This window comes from Pedomonas sp. (genome assembly GCF_036515995.1).
Lineage (GTDB): Bacteria > Pseudomonadota > Alphaproteobacteria > Sphingomonadales > Sphingomonadaceae > Pedomonas.
Window position 1 is genome coordinate 1 of sequence record NZ_DATBUP010000122.1, and the last position, 23,321, is coordinate 23,321.

Below are 23,321 nucleotides of genomic sequence, written 5' to 3' on the forward strand. Positions count from 1 at the left end.
GCGCCCCGATCCTGCTTGTGCGCAACGTTACCCGCGCATCACTTCATTGATGGCAGCCTTCTGGTCAGGTTCGATCAGCCCCATCAGCACCGCCCAGAACCCGGCCACGGCTTCGGGCCCGGCCTCGCCATAGGCGTGGGCCATCCGCTCACGAATTGCCTCGAAGGTCTCGCGCTCCAGCGTCGAGCCGTTCTCGGTCAGGTAGAGCAAACGCTGGCGCTTGTCGTGACGGCCAACGACCGAGACCACATAGCCCTTGGACTGCAGGTCCGACAGAACCCGACTCAGGCTCTGCTTCGTGATCTGCAACAGCTTCAGCAGGTCGGAAACTGACAAACCGGGCCGCCGGCCGATGAAATACAGCGCGCGGTGATGAGCCCTGCCGAAGCCATGTTTCTCCAGCAGGGCATCCGGGCCTTTGGTAAAGTCCCTGTATCCAAAATAAAGGAGTTCGATCCCGCGACGAAGCTCTGCCTCGCGCAGGAACAGGGGGGAAGCAAGGGAATTTGCGTCAGCCATGTTGACATATATCCCTTAGAATGTTACCCGACACAAGCTCTCAAATGAAAGAATATTAGAAATTTCAGACAGCCTAGAGAGGTTCCATGTCCGAGCGTCCCTTCCATGACCGCGACGGCTTTATCTGGTTTGACGGTCAACTCGTTCCCCACCGCGATGCTAAGGTGCATGTGCTGACCCACGCGATGCACTATGGTTCGTCGGTATTCGAAGGGCAGCGCGCGTACGACGGCACGATCTTCAAGCTCGAAGAGCACACCGCACGCCTGCGCGCCTCGGCCAACCTGCTGGGCTTCGATCTCCCTTACACCGACGATGAGATCAACACCGCCTGCTACGAGTTGATGAAGGCCAACAACCTGACCAACTGCTACCTGCGCCCCGTCGCCTGGCGCGGTTCGGAGCAGATGGGCATCTCCGCGCAGAAGACGAAGATCCACGTCGCCATCGCCTGCTGGGAATGGCCTTCCTACTACTCGATGGAAGAACGCCTGAAGGGCCTGAAGCTCGACATTGCGCGCTACCGCCGCCCCGCGCCCTACACCGCGCCGAGCGCCGCCAAGGCCGCGGGCCTTTACATGATCTGCACCGTGTCGAAGCACGCCGCTGAGGACAAGGGCTGCGCTGACGCCATGATGATGGATTACCGCGGCCGCGTGGCCGAGGCGACCAGCGCCAACATCTTCTTCGTGAAGAACGGCGAGATCCACACGCCGGACCCCGACTGCTTCCTGAACGGCATCACCCGCCAGACCGTGATCCAGCTCGCCGAGAAAGCCGAGATCCCGGTTCATGTTCGCCCCATCTGGCCGGAAGAGCTGTCTGATTTCGACGAATGCTTCCTCACCGGCACCGCCGCCGAGGTCTCCCCGGTTGCCGAGATCGGTCCGTGGAAGTTCACCCCGGGCGATGTCTGCAAGCGCCTGATGACCGATTACGACAATCTGGTCTGGGGCCGCACCAACGGCTGAAGCAGGTTCGTCTCCAGAACGGCTTGACCTGAAAACGAATTTCATTTGTCCTCCGGGCTGCAGTGCGTTGCCCGGAGGATTTTTTTTATGATCAGACCCGCCCGCCCCGAAGATGCGGACGCCATCTGGGCCATTCTCGAGCCGGTCATCCGTGAGGGCGAAACCTACGCCATCAACCGGGACATGAGCCGGGAGGACGCCCTCGCCTACTGGCTGTCTCCCAGCCACCGCACCTTTGTGTTCGAGGAGGACGGCCAGATCCTGGGGACCTACTACCTGCGCACCAATCAGGCGGGTGGCGGCAGCCATGTATGCAACTGCGGCTACATGGCCTCCCCGGCTGCACGGGGGCGCGGGATCGCCACCAAGCTATGCCTGCACTCGCTGGATCTCGCCCGCGAGCTTGGCTACCGCGCCATGCAGTTCAATTTCGTCATCAGCACCAACGATACGGCCGTGCGCCTGTGGCAGAAGCTGGGCTTCGATATCGTCGGCCGCCTGCCCGGCGCCTTCCACCACCCCCGCCTAGGCTACGTGGATGCGCTGGTATTCTATCAGGACCTGACCAAGGCCTGAGGCAGGCTGAAAACGGCGAGGGAGCCGGGCGGGAAGCCCCGCTCCCTCGGTTCAGCTAAAGGGTCATCACCCGTGCGCCAGTGCCGCGAGCAGCAGCAGCGCCACGATGTTGGTGATCTTGATCATCGGGTTCACCGCAGGTCCGGCGGTGTCCTTGTAAGGATCCCCCACCGTGTCGCCGGTCACGGCCGCCTTGTGGGCATCTGAGCCCTTGCCGCCGTGATGGCCGTCCTCGATGTACTTCTTGGCGTTGTCCCAAGCGCCGCCGCCCGAGGTCATGGAGATGGCCACGAACAGACCGCCGACGATTACGCCGAGCAGCAGCGCGCCCAGTGCCGCGAAGCCCTGCGCCTGTCCTGCAACGGCCGAGATGGCATAGTACACCACGATCGGCGCCAGCACCGGCAAGAGGCTCGGGAAGATCATTTCCTTGATCGCCGCCTTGGTGACGAGATCGACCGTACGCGCGTAATCCGGCTTGGACGTGCCCGCCATGATGCCGGGGTTGTTGCGGAACTGGGTGCGGACTTCCTCCACAACCGCGCCGGCGGCGCGGCCAACCGCCGTCATGCCGAGCGCACCGAACAGGTAGGGCAGCAGCGCGCCGAGCAGCAGCCCGACGACGACAAATGGGTTGGAGAGGGAGAAGTCGATGGTCAGCTCAGAAAAGTAGGTCCGCAGATCGGCGGCATAGGCCCCGAACAGCACCAGCGCGGCCAGACCGGCCGAGCCGATGGCATAGCCTTTGGTGACGGCCTTGGTGGTGTTGCCAACCGCGTCCAGCGCGTCGGTGTTCTTGCGCACACCGGCGTCCAGCCCCGCCATTTCGGCGATGCCGCCTGCGTTGTCGGTTACCGGCCCATAGGCGTCCAGCGCGACGACCATGCCCGCCAGCGCCAGCATGGCGGTTGCGGCAAAACCGATACCCATGACGCCCGCAAGGCTGTAGGTGAAGATCATGCCCGCGCAGATCACCAGCGTCGGCAGAGCCGTCGCTTCAAGGCTCACCGCCAGACCCTGGATGATGTTGGTGCCGTGGCCCGTCACGGACGCGGTGGCGATGGACTGCACCGGCCGGAAGTTGGTGCCGGTGTAATATTCGGTGATCCACACCAGAAGGCCGGTCACGGCCAACCCGATGAGGCTGCAGATGAACAGATCCATGCTGGAGAAGGTCACGCCGCCAGCGGTGATGGCGTCACCGCCCGGGCCGATCACCCAGGGAATGAGGAAATAGAACCCGATGGCCGAGAGGATCGCGGTGACCCAGAAGCCCTTGTAGAGCGCCCCCATGATGTTCTGCGACTGGCCCAGCCGTACGAAGAAGGTGCCGATGATGGATGTCAGGATGCACAGCCCGCCGATGGCCAGCGGAAGCACCATCAGGTTGCCAAGCAAGCCCATACCCTGCGTTGTATCGTACAGCAGGGCGGAGAGCACCATGGTTGCGCCGACCGTCACCACGTAGGTCTCGAACAGGTCTGCGGCCATGCCGGCGCAGTCCCCCACGTTGTCGCCCACGTTGTCGGCGATCACGGCCGGATTGCGCGGATCGTCCTCCGGGATACCCGCTTCCACCTTGCCGACGAGGTCAGCGCCCACGTCCGCCGCCTTGGTGAAGATGCCGCCGCCAAGCCGCGCGAAGATCGAAATGAGCGATGCGCCGAAGCCCAGCGCCACCAGCGCGTCGATGACCACCCGGTCCCCGACCGCATAGCCCAGCACGCGGGTGAGGATGAGGAAGTAAACGGCAATGGCCAACAGGGCGAGGCCTGCCACCAAAAGCCCGGTCACGGCACCGGCGCGGAACGACAGGGTCAGTCCTTGCTGCAAACCGTGCCTCGCAGCTTCGGCCGTGCGCACGTTGGCCTTCACCGACACGTTCATGCCGACGAACCCGGCCAGACCCGAGCAGATGGCGCCAATGACGAAGCCGATCGCCGGGTAGACGTCGAGCGTGAAGAAGATCACCGCGGCGACGACGACGCCGACAATGGCGATGGTGGTGTATTGCCGGTTCAGGTATGCCCTCGCACCCTCCTGAATGGCCGCTGCAATTTCCTGCATCCGTTCGGATCCAGCCGGTGCGGCCAGCACGGAACGGGCGGCAAACATGCCGTAAATCAGTGCGATGACTCCGCACGCAATAGACGCGTAAAGTATGTCCACGAGCGATTCCCCTTGGTTACAAGCCTCGTTTTCATGGACGCATCGCAACGACAGGGCATTTTCCGCGGCCCGCTAAGCGGTTTCTCGTTCGGGAAAATGACTGGAATCAACAGGATGGGGCCGTCTGCGCGCTCCTGCGCGGGCAAAAGGCCCCAAACGCCACGTATCACACGTTGCTACGGTCGCGGATCGTTGCAAATGCGCGAGACAGTGGCAAGTCATCTCGGGAATGAGGCGGTTTACCCCCCTCATTCGCCCGATTTATTCAGATGGAAAAGGCTGGATCAGCGTGTCAGCTCAAATGGGCAGCGCAGTGGTGATCTGAACAGTGCGAACGGCGTCCCGCCCCAGTGTGCCGTTGACGGCATCGCGCAGTACGCGCTGGGCCGCCGGATAATCCAGAAGCAGGGGATTGCCCTTGTCGGCAACGCTGGTGCGGGACAGCGTTTCGTTGATGGCGTGGCGCATCATGGGAATGCGGGCCTTCACGAACTCCACATCTTCCACCTTCACCTCGAACTTCAGGTCAAGGTTCATGTAACCGCTAAGCGAACCTTCCGGATTGATCAGGGGAACGGTCAGGCGGTTGATCTCCACGAACTCGGGCGGTGCGGGCGGCCCCTTGGGCTCGGCGGGCGCTTCCGCCTCGCTCTTGTCCGAAGCATTCGGCGCGAGGAACAGGAAATAAGCCGTCGCTCCGCCGCCGCCCAGCAACAGGCCGACCACGGCCAGCAGCACCGGCACCAGTTTGGACGGCTTCTTGACCTCGACAACGACATCGCCATCCGCATCGGGTGTCTTGAATTTCGGCGCCTTACCCATGTTCGTACCCCAACGTCGTCACCGCAAGCCGGGTACCATCGGGGCCAAGCACGGATAGCCCCTGCCCTGCCTCCACCCGGCCGATGCGGGTGATGCTAAGCCCGAAACGTTGAGAAAGCGCCAACACGGCCTCCCTTTGCGCAGGGTCGGCCGAGAACAGAATTTCGTAATCATCCCCGCCCGTCGCCAGCTGCACCCGGCGAGGCAGATCATCTCCCGCCCATGCGGCGGCAGCCTCGGACAGCGGCACGCGTGCCAGCTTGATCACAACCGACACATCGGACGCGTCCGCAATATGGCCTGCATCCGCCAGCAGCCCGTCCGACACGTCCGCCGAGCCTCGCGCCAGCCCCAGCAGCGCCGGGCCAAGCTCCACGCGTGGTTGCGGCCAGCGGTAGCGCTGTGTGGCAAAGTCCCGGTGTTCACTTGGCAGGTCCAGCTTGTGGGTGAGCACCTGAAGGCCGAGCCAGCCGTCCCCGATGGTGCCGGTCACATAGAGGTCATCACCCGCTCTGGCATGCTCGCGGCTGAGTGCCTGTCCGGCCGGCGCGGAGCCGATGGCGGTCAGGCTCAACACCATGCGCTCACCTGCTTGAATCGTATCCCCGCCCCACAGCTGCACGCCGTAGCGCTCCAGATCCGCGCCCAGACCGCGCACGAATGCCGTCAGCCACGCCTCGTCCTGACGGGGCGTCAGGCCGAAGCCGAGCAGCACGCCTTCGGGCGTGGCACCTTTTGAGGCAAGATCGGAAAGGTTGACGCGCAGCAGCTTGGCGGCGATGGCCTCGGGCGGGTCCTGGGCCAGAAAATGTACCCCCTCGGCCACCATGTCCTTGGTGAGGACGATATCGCGCGCCCCAGGCGCGGGCCACACGGCCACATCGTCCCGCAGGCCGCGGGCGGCAGGCGCGCGAGCGATCGGCGCAAGCAGGCGGCCGATCAGCTCGAACTCCTTCATGCCCACACTCTCAGCAACGGACTCAGTTGCCCTTGCGGCCGGTTGCGCCGCCGACACGGTCCAGCAGGCCATTCACGAACGCGGCTTCGCGGTGTTCATAGAAGGCGTGGGCCACGTCCACGTATTCGGTGATGATGACGGCGGTCGGCACGTCCGGGCGGGCCACCAGTTCATAGACGCCTGCGCGTAGGATCTGGCGCATCGGGCGATCCAGACGGTCCAGCGTCCAGCCTTCGGCCAGATGATTGCCGATCATCTCGTCCACTTCGTCACGGCGCGCCCACGCGCCCGAGACGATATCATCAAACAGGTTACGATCGGCCCGGATGTAGGTGTCGCCCTCGATCTCGCTGCCCAGCCGGTGATCGTGGAACTCCTTCAGGACGCGGGCAACGGACTCGTCGCCCATTTCCACTTGATAGAGCGCCTGCACGGCGGCCAGACGTGCCGCGCTGCGCGCGGTGCCGGGACGGGTCTTCGGTTTCAGCGTTTCTTCAGCCACGGTTTCAGCCTTCCGCGCCAAACTGGCGACGATAGCCCACCATTGCCAATGCGGCTTGAACGGCTGCCCGGCCCTTGTTGCCACGGCCCACGCGCGCCCGCTCCCAGGCCTGCAGGAAATTCTCGGTGGTCAGGATGCCATAGCCGATAGCCAGACGCTCCCGCACCGACAGATCCATCAGGCCGCGCGCGCTTTCCTCGCACACGTAGTCATAGTGAGTGGTCTCGCCACGCACCACGAGGCCCAGCGCCACGTAACCATCGAACTTGCCACTCTTGGCAGCCATGGCGATCGCGCCCGGAATCTCAAAAGCGCCCGGCACGGAAATCCGCTCCCACGTTGCGCCCGCGGCTTCCAGAGCCTCGATAGCGCCCTTGGCCAGTTCGTCGGCGACATCCTCGTAAAAACGAGCTTCGACAATCAGGATATGCGGTGCGGTCATGTACCTACCTAGCGTAACAAGCTTGAAAGAAGAAAGAGCGGGTAAGGCCAGCGTGTACTCAGCTGACCTTGAACTGGATCTCGTCCACCACCTCGAGGCCGTAGCCTTCAAGGCCGATGATGTTGTGCTTGGGCGAACGGGTCAGCAGCTTCAGCTGCTTCAGGCCCAGATCGACGAGGATCTGCGCGCCGATGCCGTAGTCGCGCAGCACCTGCTCCTCGCCGGTCGTGCCTGCGCGCGCCTTGATGGTCTGGGACACGCGGTCCGGACGGGCATCGCGGATGACGACCAGAACGCCCTCGCCGTGCTCGGCAATGGCGCGCATGGCGGACTGGAGCTGGTGGGTGTTGGAGGTCTTCTCGCCCAGAACGTCATCGAAGATCGAGAGGGCGTGCATGCGCACCAGCGTCGGCTTGCTGGGGTCGATATCGCCCTTGATCAGCGCCAGATGCTCGGCATACTCAGCTTGGTTGACGTAGGTTTTCACCTTCCACTCGCCGCCGTGCATGCTGTCGATCTTGCCCTCGGCAACGCACGCGACCAGATTGTCGTGACGGCGGCGGTAGGCGATCAGATCGGCAATGGTGCCGACCTTGAGGCCGTGGAACTGCGCGAACGTCAGCAGGTCCGGCAGGCGGGCCATGGTGCCGTCGTCGTTCATGATCTCGCAGATCACGCCGGCGGGCTGGAGCCCGGCCAGACGGGCGATGTCAACGGCCGCTTCGGTGTGACCGGCGCGAACCAGCACGCCGCCCTCGCGGGCCATCAGCGGAAAGACGTGGCCGGGCGTGACCAGATGGTCCTTGCCCTTGGTCGGGTCAATGGCAACGGCCACGGTGCGGGCGCGGTCGGCAGCAGAAATGCCCGTGGTCACGCCCTCGCGCGCCTCGATGGAGACGGTAAAGGCGGTCTCGTGCCGGGTGCCGTTGTTCTTGCTCATCAGCGGCAGGTCGAGCTGGCGCACGCGCTCGGCGGTCAGCGACAGGCAGATGAGGCCGCGGCCGTACTTGGCCATGAAGTTGATGGCATCCGGGGTCGCCATCTGGGCCGGAATGATGAGGTCGCCCTCGTTCTCCCGGTCCTCGTCGTCCACCAGAATGAACATCCGGCCGTTGCGGGCGTCCTCGATGATCTCCTCGATGGGAGACAGGGCCTGCAAGTCGCTGGCTTGGACCGTCTTCAGCATGACGCAACCTCCTTGAGACGCGCAACATAACGCGCCAGCACGTCGATCTCGATATTGATGGAATCGCCCACCTTGATCTGCCCCAGCGTGGTGCAGCTCTGGGTGTGGGGAATGACGTTCACGTCGAACAGCACGCCGTCCGGGCCGTCCTCGACGCCGTTCACGGTCAGCGAAATGCCGTCGATGGTGACGGAGCCCTTCTGGGCGATGTAAGGCGCAAGCGCCTTGGGCCCCAGGAACTGGATACGGCGGGAAGCGCCTTCCGGCACGATGCTGGTCACGCGGCCGACGCCGTCCACATGGCCGGTCACGATATGGCCGCCCAGTTCGTCGCCCACCTTCAGCGCCCGCTCGAGATTGACGCGCGAGCCGGCAGCCCAGCTGCCAAGCGCGGTGCGGGAGAGCGTCTCGCCAGAGGCATCGACGGCGAACCAGTTCGGCCCCTTGTCGACAACGGTGAGGCACACGCCCGAGCAGGCGATGCTTGCGCCGATCTCGACCGTTTCAAGATCGAACGCCGTCTCGATGACCACGCGCGTATCGCCCCGATCCTCGATGGAGCGGATGGTGCCGATATCTGTGATGATTCCAGTGAACATAACTGCTTCCCGTTAGCGGATACGCTCAAAAACCGCCAGCCGAACTTCGCCTAGCAAGGAGTTGTCGAGCATGTTCCAGCGGCCATGGGCATCGCCCAGCCGCTCAAGGCCAAAATCTTCAACGCCGCTGCGGCCTTTTCCGATCACAATTGGCGCAGTGTACCACAGCAGCCTATCGACCAGATCGTGTTTCAGCAGGTCAGCCGCAAGCCCCGCTCCGCCTTCGGCCAGCACCCGCAGCGCTCCTTGCGCCGCCAGGCCTGCCAGCATTTCGGGCAGGGACTCGCCCGCCAGGATCTCGGCCTTGCCCGCGAGCCTCAGCGCGGCCGGAATAGCATCCAGCGTGCGGCTGGCGACAACCGGACGCGGCGAACGGTTCTCAAGCCCCGCCAGACGCACGTCCAGCAGCGGATCGTCCGCTTCAAGCGTGCGGCGGCCGATCAGAATAACATCATGACGCGCCCGCTCCAGATGAGCGTGGGCCCGCGCCTGCGGTCCGGTGATCCAGCGGCTTTCACCGCTCGCCAGCGCGATGCAGCCGTCCAGCGACGTTGCCAGCTTCAGGGTGACTTCCGGACGCCCCTCGGCAAGACGCAGGCGAAAACCTCGCTGCTGGCGCACCGCCTCGGCCTCGCACACGCCGGTGATGGTTGCGATGCCTGCCTCCGCCAACGCCCGAGCCCCGTCTCCGCGCGTGCGCGGGTCCGGATCCTGCGTGGCGATCACCACGCGGGCCGGGCGGGCCTTCAGCAGCAAACTGGTACAGGACGGGCCGCGCGGGCTGACATGGGCGCACGGCTCCAGCGTCACGTAAACCGTTGCGCCTTCGGCGGCGTCTCCCGCCTGCTCCAGCGCCATGGCTTCGGCATGAGGGCGACCGCCCGGCTGGGTCCAGCCCCGGCCGACGACGCGGCTGTCCTTCACGATGACACAGCCGACGGACGGATTGGGCTGCGTCTGGCCAAGGCCGCGCTCGGCCAGGGTCAGCGCAACGCGCATCCACCGGAAATCCTGGTTCACCGAAGCCATCCGTCCGCCAATCGATCCGACCTGAGACTACTCGCTCTTCCAGACATCCAGCTCGCGGTCCTCGCCGAGCTTCTCGCCCAGCTTGCCGACGAACGTCTCGAAGTCCTTGGCTTCACGGAAGTTCTTGTAAACAGAGGCGAAGCGCACATAGGCCACCGGGTCCAGCGCTTCCAGCCGCTCCATAACCAGTTCGCCGATCTGGTGGGCGTGAATCTCGCTCTCGCCCATCGACTCGAGCTGGCGGACGATGCCCGTCACCAGCCGGTCGGTCTGCTCCGGCTCCACCGGGCGCTTGCGCAGCGCAATGCGCACGGAGCGCTCCAGCTTGTCGCGCTCGAACGTCTCGCGCTTGCCGGACTTCTTGACCACGGTCAGTTCGCGCAGCTGAACCCGCTCGAACGTGGTGAAACGGGCAGCGCAAGCCGGGCACTGGCGACGCCGCCGGATCGCCGAGTTGTCCTCGGTCGGGCGGCTATCCTTAACCTGCGTATCGTCGTGACTGCAAAATGGACAACGCATCAGCGCATCCGCCTTTCATACAGATTGGCGAGCATGGCCGGACACTAATCCACGCTAGATATGGTGTCCACCGCCCATGCGGCCCGCAACATCAATTCCCCGTCAGTCCAGCAGGTTCCAAGCCCTCTGTTGAGCTGGGCAATATGCCCTGATGCCGTGAAAGCGCGGCCATCCAGACGGAAAAGCCCGGCTCCCCTTCCGGGAAGCCGGGCTTCATCCTCAAGCCGGATCTTTCAGGCTCAGCCCTGATAGATCGGGAAACGCTTGCACAGGGCCGCAACGCGGGTGCGCACTTCAGCTTCCACCTGGCCGTTGTTCTCCGGACCGTTGGCAACGAGGCCGTCCAGAACGTCAGCGATCAGATCGCCGATTTCCCTGAACTCCTCTGCGCCGAAACCGCGGGTGGTGCCGGCGGGCGAGCCCACGCGGATGCCCGAGGTCTTGGTCGGCGGAAGCGGGTCGAACGGCACGCCGTTCTTGTTGCAGGTGATGTTGGCGCGCTCCAGAGCCTCGTCGGCGTCCTTGCCGGTCAGGCCCTTCGGACGCAGGTCGATCAGCGCCAGGTGGGTATCGGTGCCGCCAGCAACAACGTCACAGCCGCGCTCCTTCAGGCGCGCCGCCAGAACCTGTGCGTTCTCGATGACCTTCTTGGCGTAGACCTTGAACTCCGGCTGCAGCGCCTCGCCGAAGGCCACGGCCTTGGCAGCGATGACGTGCATCAGCGGACCGCCCTGCAGACCCGGGAACACGGCCGAGTTGATCTTCTTGGCGATGTCCTCGTTGTTGGTGAGGATCATGCCGCCACGCGGACCACGCAGGGTCTTGTGGGTGGTGGTGGTCACGATGTCGGCGATCGGCAGCGGGTTCGGGTGCGCGCCGCCCGCAACGAGACCGGCGAAGTGCGCCATGTCGACCATCAGCAGCGCGCCGACCGAGTCGGCGATTTCGCGGAACTTCTGGAAGTCCAGCGTGCGCGGGTAGGCCGAGCCGCCGGCAATGATGAGGCGCGGCTTGTGCTCCTGCGCCAGACGGGCAACCTCGTCGAAGTCGATCAGGTGGGTTTCGGGGTCCACGCCGTACTGCACGGCATTGAACCACTTGCCCGACATGGCCGGCGGCGCGCCGTGGGTCAGGTGGCCGCCTGCGGCCAGCGACAGGCCCATCACGGTCTCGCCCGGCTTCACCAGCGCCAGCATGACAGCGCCGTTGGCCTGCGCGCCGGAGTGCGGCTGCACGTTCACGAACTGCGCGCCGAACAACTCCTTGGCGCGGTCGATGGCCAGCTGCTCCACGATGTCGACGTGGTGGCAGCCCTGATAGTAGCGCTTACCCGGGTAGCCTTCGGCGTACTTGTTGGTTAGCACGGAGCCCTGAGCTTCCAGCACCGCCTGGGAGACGATGTTCTCGGAGGCGATCAGCTCGATCTGATCCTGCTGGCGGCCCAGCTCGCCCTGGATGGCGGCGGCAACGGCCGGGTCAGCCTGCGCGACGCTGGCGGTAAAGAAGTCAGCTGCGCGGCCCTCGGCCTTGGGCGCAATAGCGGCGGAAGTCATCGCTTATTCTCCTTGGGTACGTACTGGAGCATTGCCTGAAGCGGGCGCAGGCGGATTGGACAGTTTGTCGATCCGCCGCTGGTGACGGCCGCCATCGAAGGGGGTCGCCAGGAACTCTTTCAGAATATCACGGGCCATGTCGACGCCGGTCAGGCGCTCGCCAAGGGCAAGCACGTTGGCGTCATTGTGCTGGCGGGCAAGCCGCGCCATCAGGCCGTTGGTGCACAGCGCCGCCCGAATCGCCGGATTGCGGTTGGCCGCAATGGAAATACCGATGCCCGACCCGCAGACCACGACACCCAGCTGCGCCTTGCCGCTGGCCACTGCATCAGACACGGCATAGCCGAAGTCCGGGTAGTCAACCGACTCGGAACCGCAGGTGCCCATGTCCAGCGCGTTGAACCCGGCTTCGTTCAGGTCCTGCATGAGGATCTGCTTCAGCGCAACGCCCGCATGATCCGAACCGATCGCGACTGTCTTGGTCATGGCATCTCTCGACTCGTAAACAGAAACACGGCCCGGCCCAGAGGCCTGCCGTGATGAGGGCGCGCATACCACAGGGCGGCCAACAGGGCTAGAGCAGCTTTCATAGCCGCTCTGCCGCCCGGTGCATGCCTGCTATGCGTTTCGGATCTGGCATGTTTTCCGGGGCCGACCCGCGGCAGAATCCATGAGACACACGATAGATCATCCGGACAAAAGCCCATAGGCCCGCAATCGGGTTTAAACGCCTGCTGAGAGGTTTTTGCCTATCTAGGCTAGGGTGGTGGCACCACCCCTCGGAATCGCGCCCAGCGAGGCTTTACGGGCGATTACGGGGCATGCCAGAGGCAGGGATTCTGCCAGGTCAGACGATCAGGCCGCGCCGGGCGGGTGCGGCAGGCATGGAACGCTCCTCGCCCTGCCCTGCATCAGCCGCTGCATCGGCGCGCCCCAGCAGGGCTTTCAGCTTGCGCACCGCGGCATTGGCCAGCAGGTGGCTGGGCGTCAGGCTGGAGCCGACGATGACTGCCTCCAGCCCCGTGAGCGGATCAACCGCGCACACCTTCACACTGCTGCCAACGGGCGTGAACTCGACCAGAAAGCCCTCAAGGTCTTGATCAGGGTTCACGGCGCGCGACCGGCCTCAGGCGGCCAGCTTGAGTTCGAGGCGATCCCAGATTTCCAGCAGCGCATCGCGTAGGGCATACATCATGGCGTCGTCGTGCTGCGGGGTCGGCGTGAAGCGCAGGCGCTCGGTGCCCCGCGGCACGGTCGGGTAATTGATCGGCTGCACGTAGATACCGTACTCGAGCAGCAGGATGTCCGAGATCTTCTTGCAGCGCACCGGATCGCCCACCTGCACGGGGACGATGTGGCTGACCGACGGCATGACCGGAAGACCGGCTTCGGACAGCAGCTTCTTGAGGAAGGCCGCGCGCTCCTGATGGCGCTCACGCTCGGCGTTGCTTTCCTTCAGGTGCTTGACGCTCGCCAGCGCGCCCGCCACCAGAACCGGCGCGAGCGAGGTGGAGAAGATGAAGCCCGGCGCATAGGAGCGCACAACGTCGACGATCGTCTTGGAAGCGGTGATGTAGCCGCCCATCACGCCGATGGCCTTGGCCAGCGTGCCCTCGATGATGGTCACCCGGTCCGCCACGCCGTCCCGCTCGGAGACGCCGCCGCCGCGCGCGCCATACATGCCGACGGCATGCACTTCATCCAGGTAGGTGATGGCGTTGTACTTGTCGGCCAGATCGCAGATCGCTGCGATCGGCGCGATGTCACCGTCCATCGAGTACACGGACTCGAAGGCAATCAGCTTGGGCGTGTCCAGCGGGTACTGCTGGAGCAACTCTTCCAGATGCTCGATGTCATTGTGACGAAACACCTGCTTCTCGCATCCCGAGTGGCGTATGCCCGCGATCATCGAAGCGTGGTTCAGCTCGTCCGAGAAGACGACGCAGCCCGGCAGCAGCTTGGCCAGCGTCGAGAGCGTCGCGTCATTGGAAACGTAGCCGGACGTGAAGGTCAGCGCCGCTTCCTTGCCGTGCAGGTCCGCCAGCTCGGCTTCCAGCTGCAGGTGGTAGTGGGTGTTGCCGCTGATGTTACGGGTGCCGCCAGAGCCTGCGCCCACGTCGTGCAGAGCCTCTTCCATCGCCGCGATCACCTTGGGGTTCTGACCCATGCACAGGTAATCGTTGGAGCACCACATCACGATCGGGCGTTCACCGTTATGCCCTGCAAAGCAGCGGGCGTTCGGGTAGGCGCCGCGGTTGCGCAGGATATCGATGAAGACTCGATAACGGCCCTCCTGGTGCAGGCGATCGATCGCCTCCTGGAAGAATCTCTCGTAGTTCATAGCCATACGCCTTAGGGCCGTTACTCCTGCGCGAAACCTAGGTATTCCCGGTTAGCGTCGCAATTGCCAAACTTGTCGCAACCTTGTCAGAACAAAATGGCACAATCTGGGTCAGCGTAAGGTAAACGCTGCAATTCTACGCCAGACCGCCGCCACAGTTCAGCCCAATTGCAAATCCCCCCCTTCGGGCACGGCAAAGTGCGCCTCGACCGCCTCCGCCGTCACGTCCGCCAGGGTTGCAGGATTCCATTTAGGCGAGCGATCCTTATCCACAAGCTGGGCACGAACGCCTTCGTAAAAATCCTTGCCGTGGCGGATATTGCAGACGAGGCGATACTCCTGCCGCAGGCATTCGGCCAGATCGAGCGAAGCGCCCGCCCGCACCGCCCGCAGCGTCAGCTTGAGCGAGGTGGGAGACAGGCCAAGCAGCCGGTCGCGCACGCCCGCAGCCCATTCATCGCCCGCAGACAGCGCCGCCGCGATGTCTTCCACCGTCTCTCCGGCAAAGTAGCGATCGATCTCGGACTGCCGCTCCGCCAGCGGGGCTGCACCCGGCTCTTCCTGGAAACGGGCGAGAATATCGTCAACCGAGCCCGACTCCGACACCAGCGCCTCAAACAGCGCCTCGATCTTCCCGGACGGCACATAATGAGTGGCGATGCCCGCATAGAGGCAGTCCGCCGCCTTCAGCCGCTCGCCGAGCAGGCCGAGGTAAACACCGAGCTGCCCCGGCATTCCGCCGAGCAGATGAGTGCCGCCCACGTCCGGAATGAGGCCGATGCCCGTCTCTGGCATGGCGAACAGGGTTTTCTCCGTGGCAATGCGATACGGCCCATGCACCGACAGGCCGACGCCGCCGCCCATCACGATGCCGTCCAGCAACGCCACATAGGGCTTGGAGAGGACGCTGGTCAGGTAATCCGCCCGGTACTCGTCCCAGAAGAAGCGGCAGTAGCCCTCGCCCCCTTCCTTCCCCAGATTGTAGAGGCTCACAACGTCGCCGCCTGCGCAGAACGCCCGATCACCCGCGCCGCGAATAACGATCCGCTCGACCTCGGGGCTCGCGTCCCACACCTTCACCTGATCGTAGAAGGCCACCAGCATCTCGCGCGTCAGGGCATTGAGGGCCTTGGGCCGGTTCAGCGTGACGACGCCCGCGCGACCACGGATCTCAAACAGCACGTCCTCAAACACGGTTTCCATTCAACCCTCCCCAGTTGCACAGGTTTTCGCGCGCAGCCGTACCGCAACCGGGTCGCTCTGGCCAAGCCCTAAGATGCCGTTGCCCTAGAGCGTCACGATCCTGTCCAGACCATAGCCCGCCAGCGCCGGAGCCAGCCGCTGCGCCTCCGCATCGCCACGGGTGAAAACGGCAAGGCCATAAGGCTCGCCTTCCCACTCAACGTCATTGCACAGGTACGCCACGCGGCGAGCGATGCCCTCGCCGCTGTCCACCCACTGGAACGGGCGCGGCGCGGCGGCCATCAGTTCGTTCTTCACCAGCGGGAAATGGGTGCAGGCCAGCACAATCGTATCGAGCCTGTCCGCGCCCGGCTGGCTCAGCAGACCATCCAGCACGGCCCGGTATTCGTCCGTCGAGGTCGCGTCGCCGCGCAGCTTGCGCTCCGCCAGCAGCACCAGCTCGGCCGAGCCGTGGCGCAGCACCAGGCAATCGCTTGCGAATTCGCGCACCAGGTTGTCCACATAGGCCTGCCGCACCGTGGCCGCCGTGCCCAGCACGCCGATAACCCGAGTCTGGCTCGCCAGTGCGGCTGGCTTTACCGCCGGCACTGTGCCCACCACCGGCAGGTTCAGCACTGCGCGCACCTGCGGGAGGGAAATGGTGCTGGCAGTATTGCAGGCAATCACCACCAGTTGCGGGTCGAACCGCTCCACCAGACGTCCCAGCAACGCGGGCACGCGCGCGCCCAGCTCCGCCTCGGTCTTGATGCCATAGGGGAAGCCCGCGTTGTCTGCGCAGTAGACCACGGGAGCGTTCGGGAGTTTCTTGCGGATCTCTGCCAGCACCGAGAGTCCGCCGATGCCGGAATCAAAAACCAGCAACGGTTTTTGCGTTTTGGCCAACTTGTGACAATCCACACCGTTGATTGATAGCTTGAGACGTGTCTAAGCATTTTCCCGCGGCTTGGAAACAGGCCGCAATGACCAAAATACGGTGAATGAAGCACCCTTAGAGATCAGACGCTTCCGGTCAGGCCGGACCCGCCCGGGATGCCTCATGCAAAGCCGTCAACCGATCGAGGTAAGATCCGTGCCCCACTTCCCCCCCGCCTCCTATCCCGCCAGCCGTCCGCGCCGCACCCGCATGACTCCGTGGTCCCGCGCCATGGTGGCCGAGAACGTGCTGACCCCGGCTGACCTGATCTGGCCGCTGTTCGTGATCGAAGGCAAGGGCGAGCGCACCCAGGTTGCCTCCATGCCCGGCGTCGAGCGCCTCTCCATCGATTTGGCGGTGCAGGCTGCCAGGGAAGCCGCCAGTCTCGGCATCCCCTGCCTCGCCCTGTTCCCCAACACGCCCGCCGACCTGCGCACGGACGATGGACGCGAGTCGGCCAACCCGGACAACCTGATGTGCCGCGCCACCCGCGCCATCAAGGACGCCGTGCCGAACATCGGCATCCTCTCCGACGTCGCGCTTGATCCCTACACGACCCATGGCCATGACGGACTGCTGTCAGACGCGGGCGAAATGCTCAACGACGAGTCGATCGAGGTGCTGGTCAGCCAAGCGCTCAATCAGGCCCGTGCAGGCGCTGACATCATCGCCCCCTCCGACATGATGGACGGCCGCATCGGCGCCATGCGCAAGGCGCTGGAGGCGGAAGGCTTCTGCAACGTGCAGATCATGTCCTACGCCGCCAAGTACGCCTCGGCCTTCTACGGCCCGTTCCGCGACGCGGTGGGCTCGGGCGCACGCCTGAAGGGCGACAAGAAGACCTACCAGATGGACCCGGCCAACACCGACGAAGCCCTGCGCGAAGTGGCGCTGGACCTCGCCGAGGGCGCAGACACCGTCATGGTGAAGCCCGGCCTGCCCTACCTCGACATCGTGCGCCGTGTGAAGGACACCTTCGCCGTGCCGACCTTCGCCTATCAGGTGTCCGGCGAGTACGCGATGATCGCCGGTGCCATCCAGAACGGCTGGCTGGACCGCGACCGGGTGATCCTGGAAAGCCTGATGGCCTTCAAGCGCGCCGGTGCCGATGGCGTGCTGACCTACTTCGCGCTGGACGCCGCCAAGCTGCTGCTGAGCAAGTAAGGCGGGCAGATTTCTTTGCAGGAGGGGCTCACCCCTCCTGCACCTCCCTTTCGTATTTTCGGCTATGTTTCTGCTGGCTTAGCGGAGGAGAGAAAAAGGGCCGTGCCTGTTACGGTCCGTAGCGGGACACTTTATTCAGCCAAGCTGAACGGCATGACCGGATGCGTCCCTGAATACGAATGGGGGATCGAAAGGGGGTCGTAGATCCCCTTCCCCTTCCACTATCCAGAAACAATCAGCCCACCTTCTCGGCGCAGCGGTCTTCCGCGCAGTACACGCGCTCACCGGCCACCCAGGTTTCGAGCACCTTGGTTTTCGGAAGCTCCTGCGGCGGTGCGGAGAAGATGTCCTTGTCGACGAGGATGAAGTCCGCCCACTTGCCCGCCGCCAGACTGCCGACCTGATTTTCCTGATGCCCGGCGTGCGCCGCGCCCAGTGTGAAGGCGTAGAAGGCCTCGATCATGCTCACCTTTTGCTCGGGCAGCCAGCCGCCTTCCGGCTCGCCGTCCTGCGTCTGGCGGGTCACGGCGGCATGGAGGCCGTAGAACGGATTGGGGGACTCGACCGGGAAGTCAGAGCCGAACGCCAGCTTGCCGCCGGACTTCAGCACGGTCTTCCACGCATAGGCCCCGTCCAGCCGCTCCTCGCCCAGCCGCTTCTCGGCCATCTGCCAGTCCGAGGTGGCGTGGGTCGGCTGCATGGAGGCAATCAGCCCAAGCTCAGTCAGCGTCTTGATGTCTTCCGGCTTCAGCACCTGCGCGTGCTCGATACGATGGCGCAGCCCCTGCCCGGTGTAGGGGAGGATCTTGCCGAAGGTGTTCAGCACCTGCCGGTTCGCCGCATCGCCAATGGCATGGACGTTGACCTGATACCCCTTGGAGATGGCCCGGGAAATCATGTTGGCCAGCGCGGGGTCGGAATGAAACGCCAGACCCTTGCTCTCCGGCGCATCGGTGTAGGGCTCCAGCAGCGCCGCGCCGCGCGAGCCGAGCGCACCGTCAGAGTACAGCTTCACAGCGCGCAGGGACAGGCGGCCGTCATAGAGCTTGTCCTGCGGCCCGGCCTTGGAGAGCGCGTCGAAATCCTTATCGACACCGCCGATCATGGCGTAGATGCGGGTGGTCAGCCGCCCTTCCTCGCCAAAGCGGCGATAGAGCGCCCACGTCTTCTGGTCGATGCCCGCGTCGTGCACGCCGGTCAGGCCGACGGACGCCATAGTCTTGAGCGCGGCTTCAAGCGCCGCCTCCTGCTCCGCCGCGGTGGGCGCAGGCACATGGCGGGCGATCAGGCTCTCCGCCGCATCCACGAACACGCCAGACGGTGTGCCGTCCTCGGCGCGGATGATCTCGCCGCCGCTCGGCGCCTTGGTCTTGGCCGTCACCTTTGCAAGCTGGATGGCCTTGCTGTTGGCCCAGCCCGCGTGCCCGTCCACCCGCGCCAGCCACACAGGGCGGTCCTTCACGGCGCTGTCCAGCTCCTCGGCAGTCGGAAAGCGGCCGAGGCCCCAGACTTCCTGGTTCCAGCCGCGCCCCCTGATCCACTTGGCATCCGGGTTGGCTTCGGCATAGGCCTTCACCCTCTCCAGCCCCTCCTCCAGCGAGCGGGTGCCGGAGAGATCCACCTCCAGCGCCATCTGACCCAGGCCCATCACGTGCCCGTGCGCATCGATGAGGCCCGGCAGCATTACCGCGCCGCCGCCATCCACCACGTCCGCCTTTTCGGCGCGCGGCTTCAGCATGTCCCGGGTGCCCACGCCTACGATCTTGCCGCTATCATCGATCAGCGCGGCCTCGAACTTCTGCAGGCGGCCCAGGCCATCAAAGGTGTAGCCCTTCACGTTCTCAACAAAGGTTGCGGCAAATGTGGCGGCTTGAGCCGCGCCGCTGAGAACCGTGGCCAGCAGGAATGCCGTGGCAAGACGCATCGTTCAAATCCCCCGGTAGTGAATGAGCAAAGGCTCCATACAACAGGACAGAAGCTTGGCCGTAAATACGGCAGGTCAAGAACGGTTATCCGCGAAAGCGGCGGATCAGGGACGAGGTATCCTGACGACCACCGCCCATCTTCTGAACATCGCCATAGAACTGGTCCACCAGCGCGGTCAGCGGCAGCGTGACGCCCAGCCGCTTCGCCTCGTCCAGCACCAGACCCAGATCCTTGCGCATCCAGTCCACCGCGAAGCCGAAATCGAACTGCCCGTCGATCATGGTCGAGGAGCGGTTTTCCATCTGCCAGCTTTGCGCCGCCCCCTTGGAGATGACATCCACCGCCGCCCGCGCGTCCAGACCGGCTTCCATGGCGAAGTTCAGTGCCTCGGACAGCCCCTGCACCACGCCCGCGATGCAGATCTGGTTCACCATCTTGGTCAGCTGACCGGAGCCCGCCGGCCCCATCAGTCCGATACGCTGGGCGTAGGCCTGCATCACCGGCGCCGCGCGCTGGAAAGCTTCCGGCTCGCCGCCCACCATGATGGTCAGCTTGCCGTTCTCGGCCCCGGCCTGCCCGCCGGAGACGGGCGCATCGAGAAAGCCGATGCCCCGCGCCTTTGCCTCGGCGTCCAGTTCTCGCGAGACTTGAGCAGAGACGGTGGTGTGATCGACGAACAGGGCACCCGGCTGCATGGCGCTGAACGCGCCGTCCGGACCGATGGTGACTTCGCGAAGGTCACTGTCGGCGCCGACGCAGGAAAAGACGAACGCGCAGCCTTCGGCCGCCTCGGCGGGTGTCAGGGCCAGACGGCCGCCGTGCTCCGCAACCCACGCCTGTGCTTTGGCGGTGGTGCGGTTGTAGACAGTCACTTCATGCCCGGCTTTCATCAGATGCCGTGCCATCGGTGCGCCCATCACGCCCAGACCCAGAAATGCAACCTTGGCCATGCCTGCTCACCCTTTTACGACCAACTGGCGGCTTCCTAGCACAAGCCGCCCGCCCGAGGCGAGGCGCAGCCCGACATGAGCAAGAAAACCAGACAAATTGCCCCTCAGACGTTCACAATGTTGCCGACGCCCTGCTTGGGGTGTATGTCCTGCCGCTGGCCGGTGCCATGCTGTACACTGAACAGCCCCAGACCGGCTCTATTTCACACTTTCAAACAGGCGCATAACGATGACCGTGGCCCAAGCTCAGCCAATCAGCGGCGACTCCGCCGCCCTGCCCGTCACCCACGAGGACGTTCTGGCGGCCCGGATGGCCATTCGTGATGCGCTGATTGACACCCCTTGCCTCAAGAGCCGGACGCTCAGCGAGATCTTCGGGGCGAACATCTGGCTGAAGTTTGAAAACCTGCAGTTCACCGCCTCGTTCAAGGAGCGCGGCGCGCTGAACCGCCTGCTCCACCTGACCGAGGAGCAGCGCAAGCGCGGCGTGATCGCCATGTCGGCGGGCAACCATGCGCAGGGCGTGGCGTATCATTCGGCCCGCCTTGGCATTCCTGCCACCATTGTGATGCCGGACGGCACGCCGACGGTGAAGGTTCAGCAGACGGCCGGGCATGGCGCACGCGTCATTCTTCACGGCGAGAAACTGGAGGAAGCCACTGCCCTTGCCAAGCAAATGGCGGAAGAGGAAGAACTGGTGTTCGTTCACCCGTTCGATGATCCGCTGGTAATGGCCGGTCAGGGCACCATCGCGCTTGAAATGCTGGAGGTCGCACCGGATCTGGACTGCCTCATCATCCCGATCGGCGGCGGCGGCCTCATCTCCGGCATCTCAGCGGCAGCACGCGCGGTGAAGCCGGATATCCAGATCATCGGCGTGCAGGCGGAGCTTTATCCCTCAATGGCCGCCAAGGTGAAGGGCTTCGAGGCGATCTGCGACGGTGACTCGCTGGCCGAGGGCATCGCCGTGAAGTATCCCGGCGAGAACACCTATCAGATGGTCAAGGCGCTGGTGGACGACATCGTGCTGGTCTCGGAAGCCGAGCTGGAGCGCGCGGTCTCCCTGCTGCTGACCATCGAGAAGACGGTGGCCGAGGGCGCGGGCGCTGCGGGTCTTGCCGCTCTCGTAGCCAATGCCACACCGTTCCGGGGCAAGAACATCGGCCTCGTCATCAGCGGCGGTAACATCGACACCCGCCTGCTCGCCAACGTGCTGCTGCGCGAACTGGCCCGCGAAGGGCGGCTGGCCCGCCTGCGCATCCGCCTGAAGGACCGACCGGGCGAGCTTTATCACGTGACCAAGATCTTCCACGAGCATCAGGTCAACATCGTGGACGTGAGCCACCAGCGCGTGTTCACCAAGCTGCCGGCCAAGGGCACCTATGCCGATATCGAGGTGGAAACCCGCGACCGCGAGCATCTGGACCAGCTGATGAACACCTTGCGCGCCCGAGGGTATGACGCCCGCCTGATCGAGGCGGTCTGACCCCTGCCGGCAGCTCCAGCGGCACTTTCGCGGCGGGAAAGGATAAACTTCCTCTTAACCGCTCTGCTCCATAGTGCCGCCAGAGTTGCAGTAGGACGAACCGGTCATGGCCAGGGCAAAGGGCGGCAACGAAGCCCGTCCCATCATCGTCAAGAAGGTGAAGAAGGTTGCAGGCGGCCACCATGGCGGCGCCTGGAAGGTGGCCTATGCCGACTTCGTGACCGCAATGATGGCCTTCTTCATGCTGCTGTGGCTGCTGACCGTCTCAGACAAGGTGACGCTGCAAGGCATTGCCGACTATTTCACGCCTTCCAACGCCACCATGTCTAACTCCTCTGGCGCGGGCGGCATTCTGGCGGGCACCGCACTGGAATCCGAGGGTGCGAAGTCCAGCGGCTCGCGCATCATGGCGGTTCCCAGTTCCTCGCCCAGCAAGGCGTCTGACGCCAATGAATCCGCGCGGGAAGACCAGAACCAGGACACCCTGCCCCCGGCCTACGAAATGAAGCTGCCCCCAGCTGCAGACGCCATGCTGCTGAAGGCGGAAAACGACATGAAGACCGCGCTCCAGGAAACGCCGGATCTCAACGATTACCGGGACCAGATCATCCTCGAGCAGACGCCGGACGGACTGCGCATCCAGCTGGTGGACCGGGATGACCGCCCCATGTTCCGCCCTGGCACCGCCACGCCCTATGCCTTCTACAACCGCATCCTGCAGGTCATTGCAGGAGTGGTTCAGAACATGCCCAACCGCATTGCCATCACCGGCCACACGGACGGCACGGTCTCGGCAAAGGAAGGCGCTTACGGCAACTGGGAGCTTTCGGCGGACCGGGCCAATGCCACACGTCGTGTGCTGCGTGACGCAGGGGTCCGCCCGGACCGCATGGCCGAAGTGACCGGCCGCGCCGCCACCCAGCCGCTCTATCCGGACGCACCGAACCGCCCGGAGAACCGCCGTGTCGCCATCGTGCTGCTGCGCGAGGCCCCGGCGTTCGACCCGGGCTTTGCGGGCCCTTAACAGGTCCTGTTCCGGCAATATTACGGAAAAACGGCGGTTTCCCCCTTCCCCGCGGCGTTGTCACGCCTATACTGAAATTAGCTGCTGATCAGCAGTGTGCCGACCAGCGCCCCGGCGCGATCGGTAGTCGCACTTCGACTGTCCAGCGGGTTAGGATGAACGACCAGCTTTTACAGTTCCCGCGCTTCTTCCTCACCGCGCCCGGCCCGTGTCCGTATCTGCCCGGCCGGGTGGAGCGGAAGGTGTTCACGGAACTGCGCGGGCTGGACGCTTCCACATTCAATGAAGCGCTGGGCCGCATGGGCTTTCGCCGCAGCCAGAACGTCGCCTACCGCCCCGCATGCGACCGCTGCAATGCTTGCCAGTCCGTTCGGGTGCGCACCGCCGAGTTCAGGCCGAACGGTTCCATGCGCAAGCAGCTACGCCGGAACGACGACCTGGTGGTCAACGCCTGCGAACCGTGGGCAAC

The 23,321-nt window shown here is 64.5% G+C and carries 23 protein-coding genes and 1 pseudogene; 6 read left to right on the plus strand and 18 right to left on the minus strand.

All coding sequences use genetic code 11. The annotated features are described in order from the left end of the window. Positions 1-27: 27 nt before the first annotated feature. Positions 28-519: a MarR family winged helix-turn-helix transcriptional regulator gene (locus VIG90_RS09430; protein ID WP_331593250.1), complete on the minus strand. Its 492-nt coding sequence runs from the start codon at positions 517-519 to the stop codon at positions 28-30. 86 nt (positions 520-605) lie between these two features. Between VIG90_RS09430 and VIG90_RS09435 the strand changes: the two genes are divergently transcribed. Beyond that, positions 606-1,490, plus strand: coding sequence for a branched-chain amino acid aminotransferase (locus VIG90_RS09435; RefSeq protein WP_331593251.1), 885 nt, complete (start codon positions 606-608; stop codon positions 1,488-1,490). Between the two features lie 87 nt (positions 1,491-1,577). Continuing rightward, a complete protein-coding gene (locus VIG90_RS09440) occupies positions 1,578-2,066 on the plus strand; it encodes a GNAT family N-acetyltransferase (protein ID WP_331593252.1) in 489 nt (162 codons plus the stop codon). A gap of 66 nt (positions 2,067-2,132) precedes the next feature. Here the strand turns inward: VIG90_RS09440 and VIG90_RS09445 are convergent, their stop codons facing one another. The 15 genes from VIG90_RS09445 to murI form a co-directional block, all read right to left on the minus strand. Beyond that, the gene (locus VIG90_RS09445) at positions 2,133-4,181 is read right to left on the minus strand and encodes a sodium-translocating pyrophosphatase (RefSeq protein WP_414695487.1); all 2,049 of its coding nucleotides are present in this window, start codon (positions 4,179-4,181) and stop codon (positions 2,133-2,135) included. A 351-nt stretch (positions 4,182-4,532) separates the two neighbouring features. After that, positions 4,533-5,057: a flagellar basal body-associated FliL family protein gene (locus VIG90_RS09450; RefSeq protein ID WP_331593254.1), complete on the minus strand. Its 525-nt coding sequence runs from the start codon at positions 5,055-5,057 to the stop codon at positions 4,533-4,535. Further along, on the minus strand, positions 5,050-6,015 hold the full coding sequence (gene thiL / locus VIG90_RS09455; RefSeq protein ID WP_331593255.1) for a thiamine-phosphate kinase: 966 nt from the start codon (positions 6,013-6,015) through the stop codon (positions 5,050-5,052). The genes VIG90_RS09450 and thiL overlap by 8 nt, the downstream gene beginning before the upstream one ends. Positions 6,016-6,037: 22 nt before the next feature. Then, positions 6,038-6,517: a transcription antitermination factor NusB gene (gene nusB / locus VIG90_RS09460; RefSeq protein ID WP_331593256.1), complete on the minus strand. Its 480-nt coding sequence runs from the start codon at positions 6,515-6,517 to the stop codon at positions 6,038-6,040. A gap of 4 nt (positions 6,518-6,521) precedes the next feature. Next, positions 6,522-6,959: a 6,7-dimethyl-8-ribityllumazine synthase gene (ribH, locus tag VIG90_RS09465; protein ID WP_331593257.1), complete on the minus strand. Its 438-nt coding sequence runs from the start codon at positions 6,957-6,959 to the stop codon at positions 6,522-6,524. A 58-nt stretch (positions 6,960-7,017) separates the two neighbouring features. Continuing rightward, the gene (gene ribB / locus VIG90_RS09470; protein ID WP_331593258.1) at positions 7,018-8,145 is read right to left on the minus strand and encodes a 3,4-dihydroxy-2-butanone-4-phosphate synthase; all 1,128 of its coding nucleotides are present in this window, start codon (positions 8,143-8,145) and stop codon (positions 7,018-7,020) included. Continuing rightward, positions 8,139-8,744 (minus strand): riboflavin synthase, encoded by a 606-nt coding sequence (locus tag VIG90_RS09475; RefSeq protein WP_331593259.1) that lies wholly within the window; start codon positions 8,742-8,744, stop codon positions 8,139-8,141. The genes ribB and VIG90_RS09475 overlap by 7 nt, the downstream gene beginning before the upstream one ends. A gap of 12 nt (positions 8,745-8,756) precedes the next feature. Next, on the minus strand, positions 8,757-9,773 hold the full coding sequence (gene ribD, locus VIG90_RS09480) for a bifunctional diaminohydroxyphosphoribosylaminopyrimidine deaminase/5-amino-6-(5-phosphoribosylamino)uracil reductase RibD (RefSeq protein ID WP_331593260.1): 1,017 nt from the start codon (positions 9,771-9,773) through the stop codon (positions 8,757-8,759). Between the two features lie 27 nt (positions 9,774-9,800). After that, positions 9,801-10,292, minus strand: a complete 492-nt coding sequence (gene nrdR / locus VIG90_RS09485; protein WP_331593261.1) for a transcriptional regulator NrdR — start codon at positions 10,290-10,292, stop codon at positions 9,801-9,803. A gap of 239 nt (positions 10,293-10,531) precedes the next feature. Continuing rightward, positions 10,532-11,845: a serine hydroxymethyltransferase gene (gene glyA / locus VIG90_RS09490; RefSeq protein ID WP_331593262.1), complete on the minus strand. Its 1,314-nt coding sequence runs from the start codon at positions 11,843-11,845 to the stop codon at positions 10,532-10,534. A 3-nt stretch (positions 11,846-11,848) separates the two neighbouring features. Further along, complete coding sequence (rpiB, locus tag VIG90_RS09495; RefSeq protein WP_331593263.1) at positions 11,849-12,331, minus strand: ribose 5-phosphate isomerase B; 483 nt, start codon at positions 12,329-12,331, stop codon at positions 11,849-11,851. 361 nt (positions 12,332-12,692) lie between these two features. Continuing rightward, positions 12,693-12,956 (minus strand): DUF6898 family protein, encoded by a 264-nt coding sequence (locus VIG90_RS09500; RefSeq protein ID WP_331593264.1) that lies wholly within the window; start codon positions 12,954-12,956, stop codon positions 12,693-12,695. Between the two features lie 15 nt (positions 12,957-12,971). Continuing rightward, complete coding sequence (gene hemA / locus VIG90_RS09505) at positions 12,972-14,186, minus strand: 5-aminolevulinate synthase (RefSeq protein ID WP_331593265.1); 1,215 nt, start codon at positions 14,184-14,186, stop codon at positions 12,972-12,974. Between the two features lie 159 nt (positions 14,187-14,345). After that, the gene (locus tag VIG90_RS09510) at positions 14,346-15,389 is read right to left on the minus strand and encodes an enoyl-CoA hydratase/isomerase family protein (RefSeq protein ID WP_331593266.1); all 1,044 of its coding nucleotides are present in this window, start codon (positions 15,387-15,389) and stop codon (positions 14,346-14,348) included. An 84-nt stretch (positions 15,390-15,473) separates the two neighbouring features. Beyond that, positions 15,474-16,250, minus strand: coding sequence for a glutamate racemase (gene murI / locus VIG90_RS09515; RefSeq protein ID WP_331593267.1), 777 nt, complete (start codon positions 16,248-16,250; stop codon positions 15,474-15,476). A 175-nt stretch (positions 16,251-16,425) separates the two neighbouring features. Between murI and hemB the strand changes: the two genes are divergently transcribed. Further along, positions 16,426-17,466, plus strand: coding sequence for a porphobilinogen synthase (hemB, locus tag VIG90_RS09520; RefSeq protein WP_331593268.1), 1,041 nt, complete (start codon positions 16,426-16,428; stop codon positions 17,464-17,466). 235 nt (positions 17,467-17,701) lie between these two features. Here the strand turns inward: hemB and VIG90_RS09525 are convergent, their stop codons facing one another. Continuing rightward, entirely contained in the window at positions 17,702-19,390 is a 1,689-nt protein-coding gene (locus VIG90_RS09525) for an amidohydrolase (protein WP_331593269.1), read from the minus strand. 85 nt (positions 19,391-19,475) lie between these two features. Next, entirely contained in the window at positions 19,476-20,342 is an 867-nt protein-coding gene (locus VIG90_RS09530) for an NAD(P)-dependent oxidoreductase (RefSeq protein WP_331593270.1), read from the minus strand. Between the two features lie 229 nt (positions 20,343-20,571). Here VIG90_RS09530 and VIG90_RS09535 point away from each other — a divergent pair, with 229 nt between their 5' ends. From VIG90_RS09535 to VIG90_RS09545, 3 genes and pseudogenes are all read left to right on the plus strand, one after another. Further along, complete coding sequence (locus tag VIG90_RS09535) at positions 20,572-21,828, plus strand: threonine ammonia-lyase (protein ID WP_331593271.1); 1,257 nt, start codon at positions 20,572-20,574, stop codon at positions 21,826-21,828. A 106-nt stretch (positions 21,829-21,934) separates the two neighbouring features. Continuing rightward, positions 21,935-22,852, plus strand: coding sequence for a flagellar motor protein MotB (locus VIG90_RS09540; RefSeq protein WP_331593272.1), 918 nt, complete (start codon positions 21,935-21,937; stop codon positions 22,850-22,852). Between the two features lie 155 nt (positions 22,853-23,007). Then, positions 23,008-23,321, plus strand: a pseudogene (locus tag VIG90_RS09545) (arginyltransferase); the annotation flags it as partial.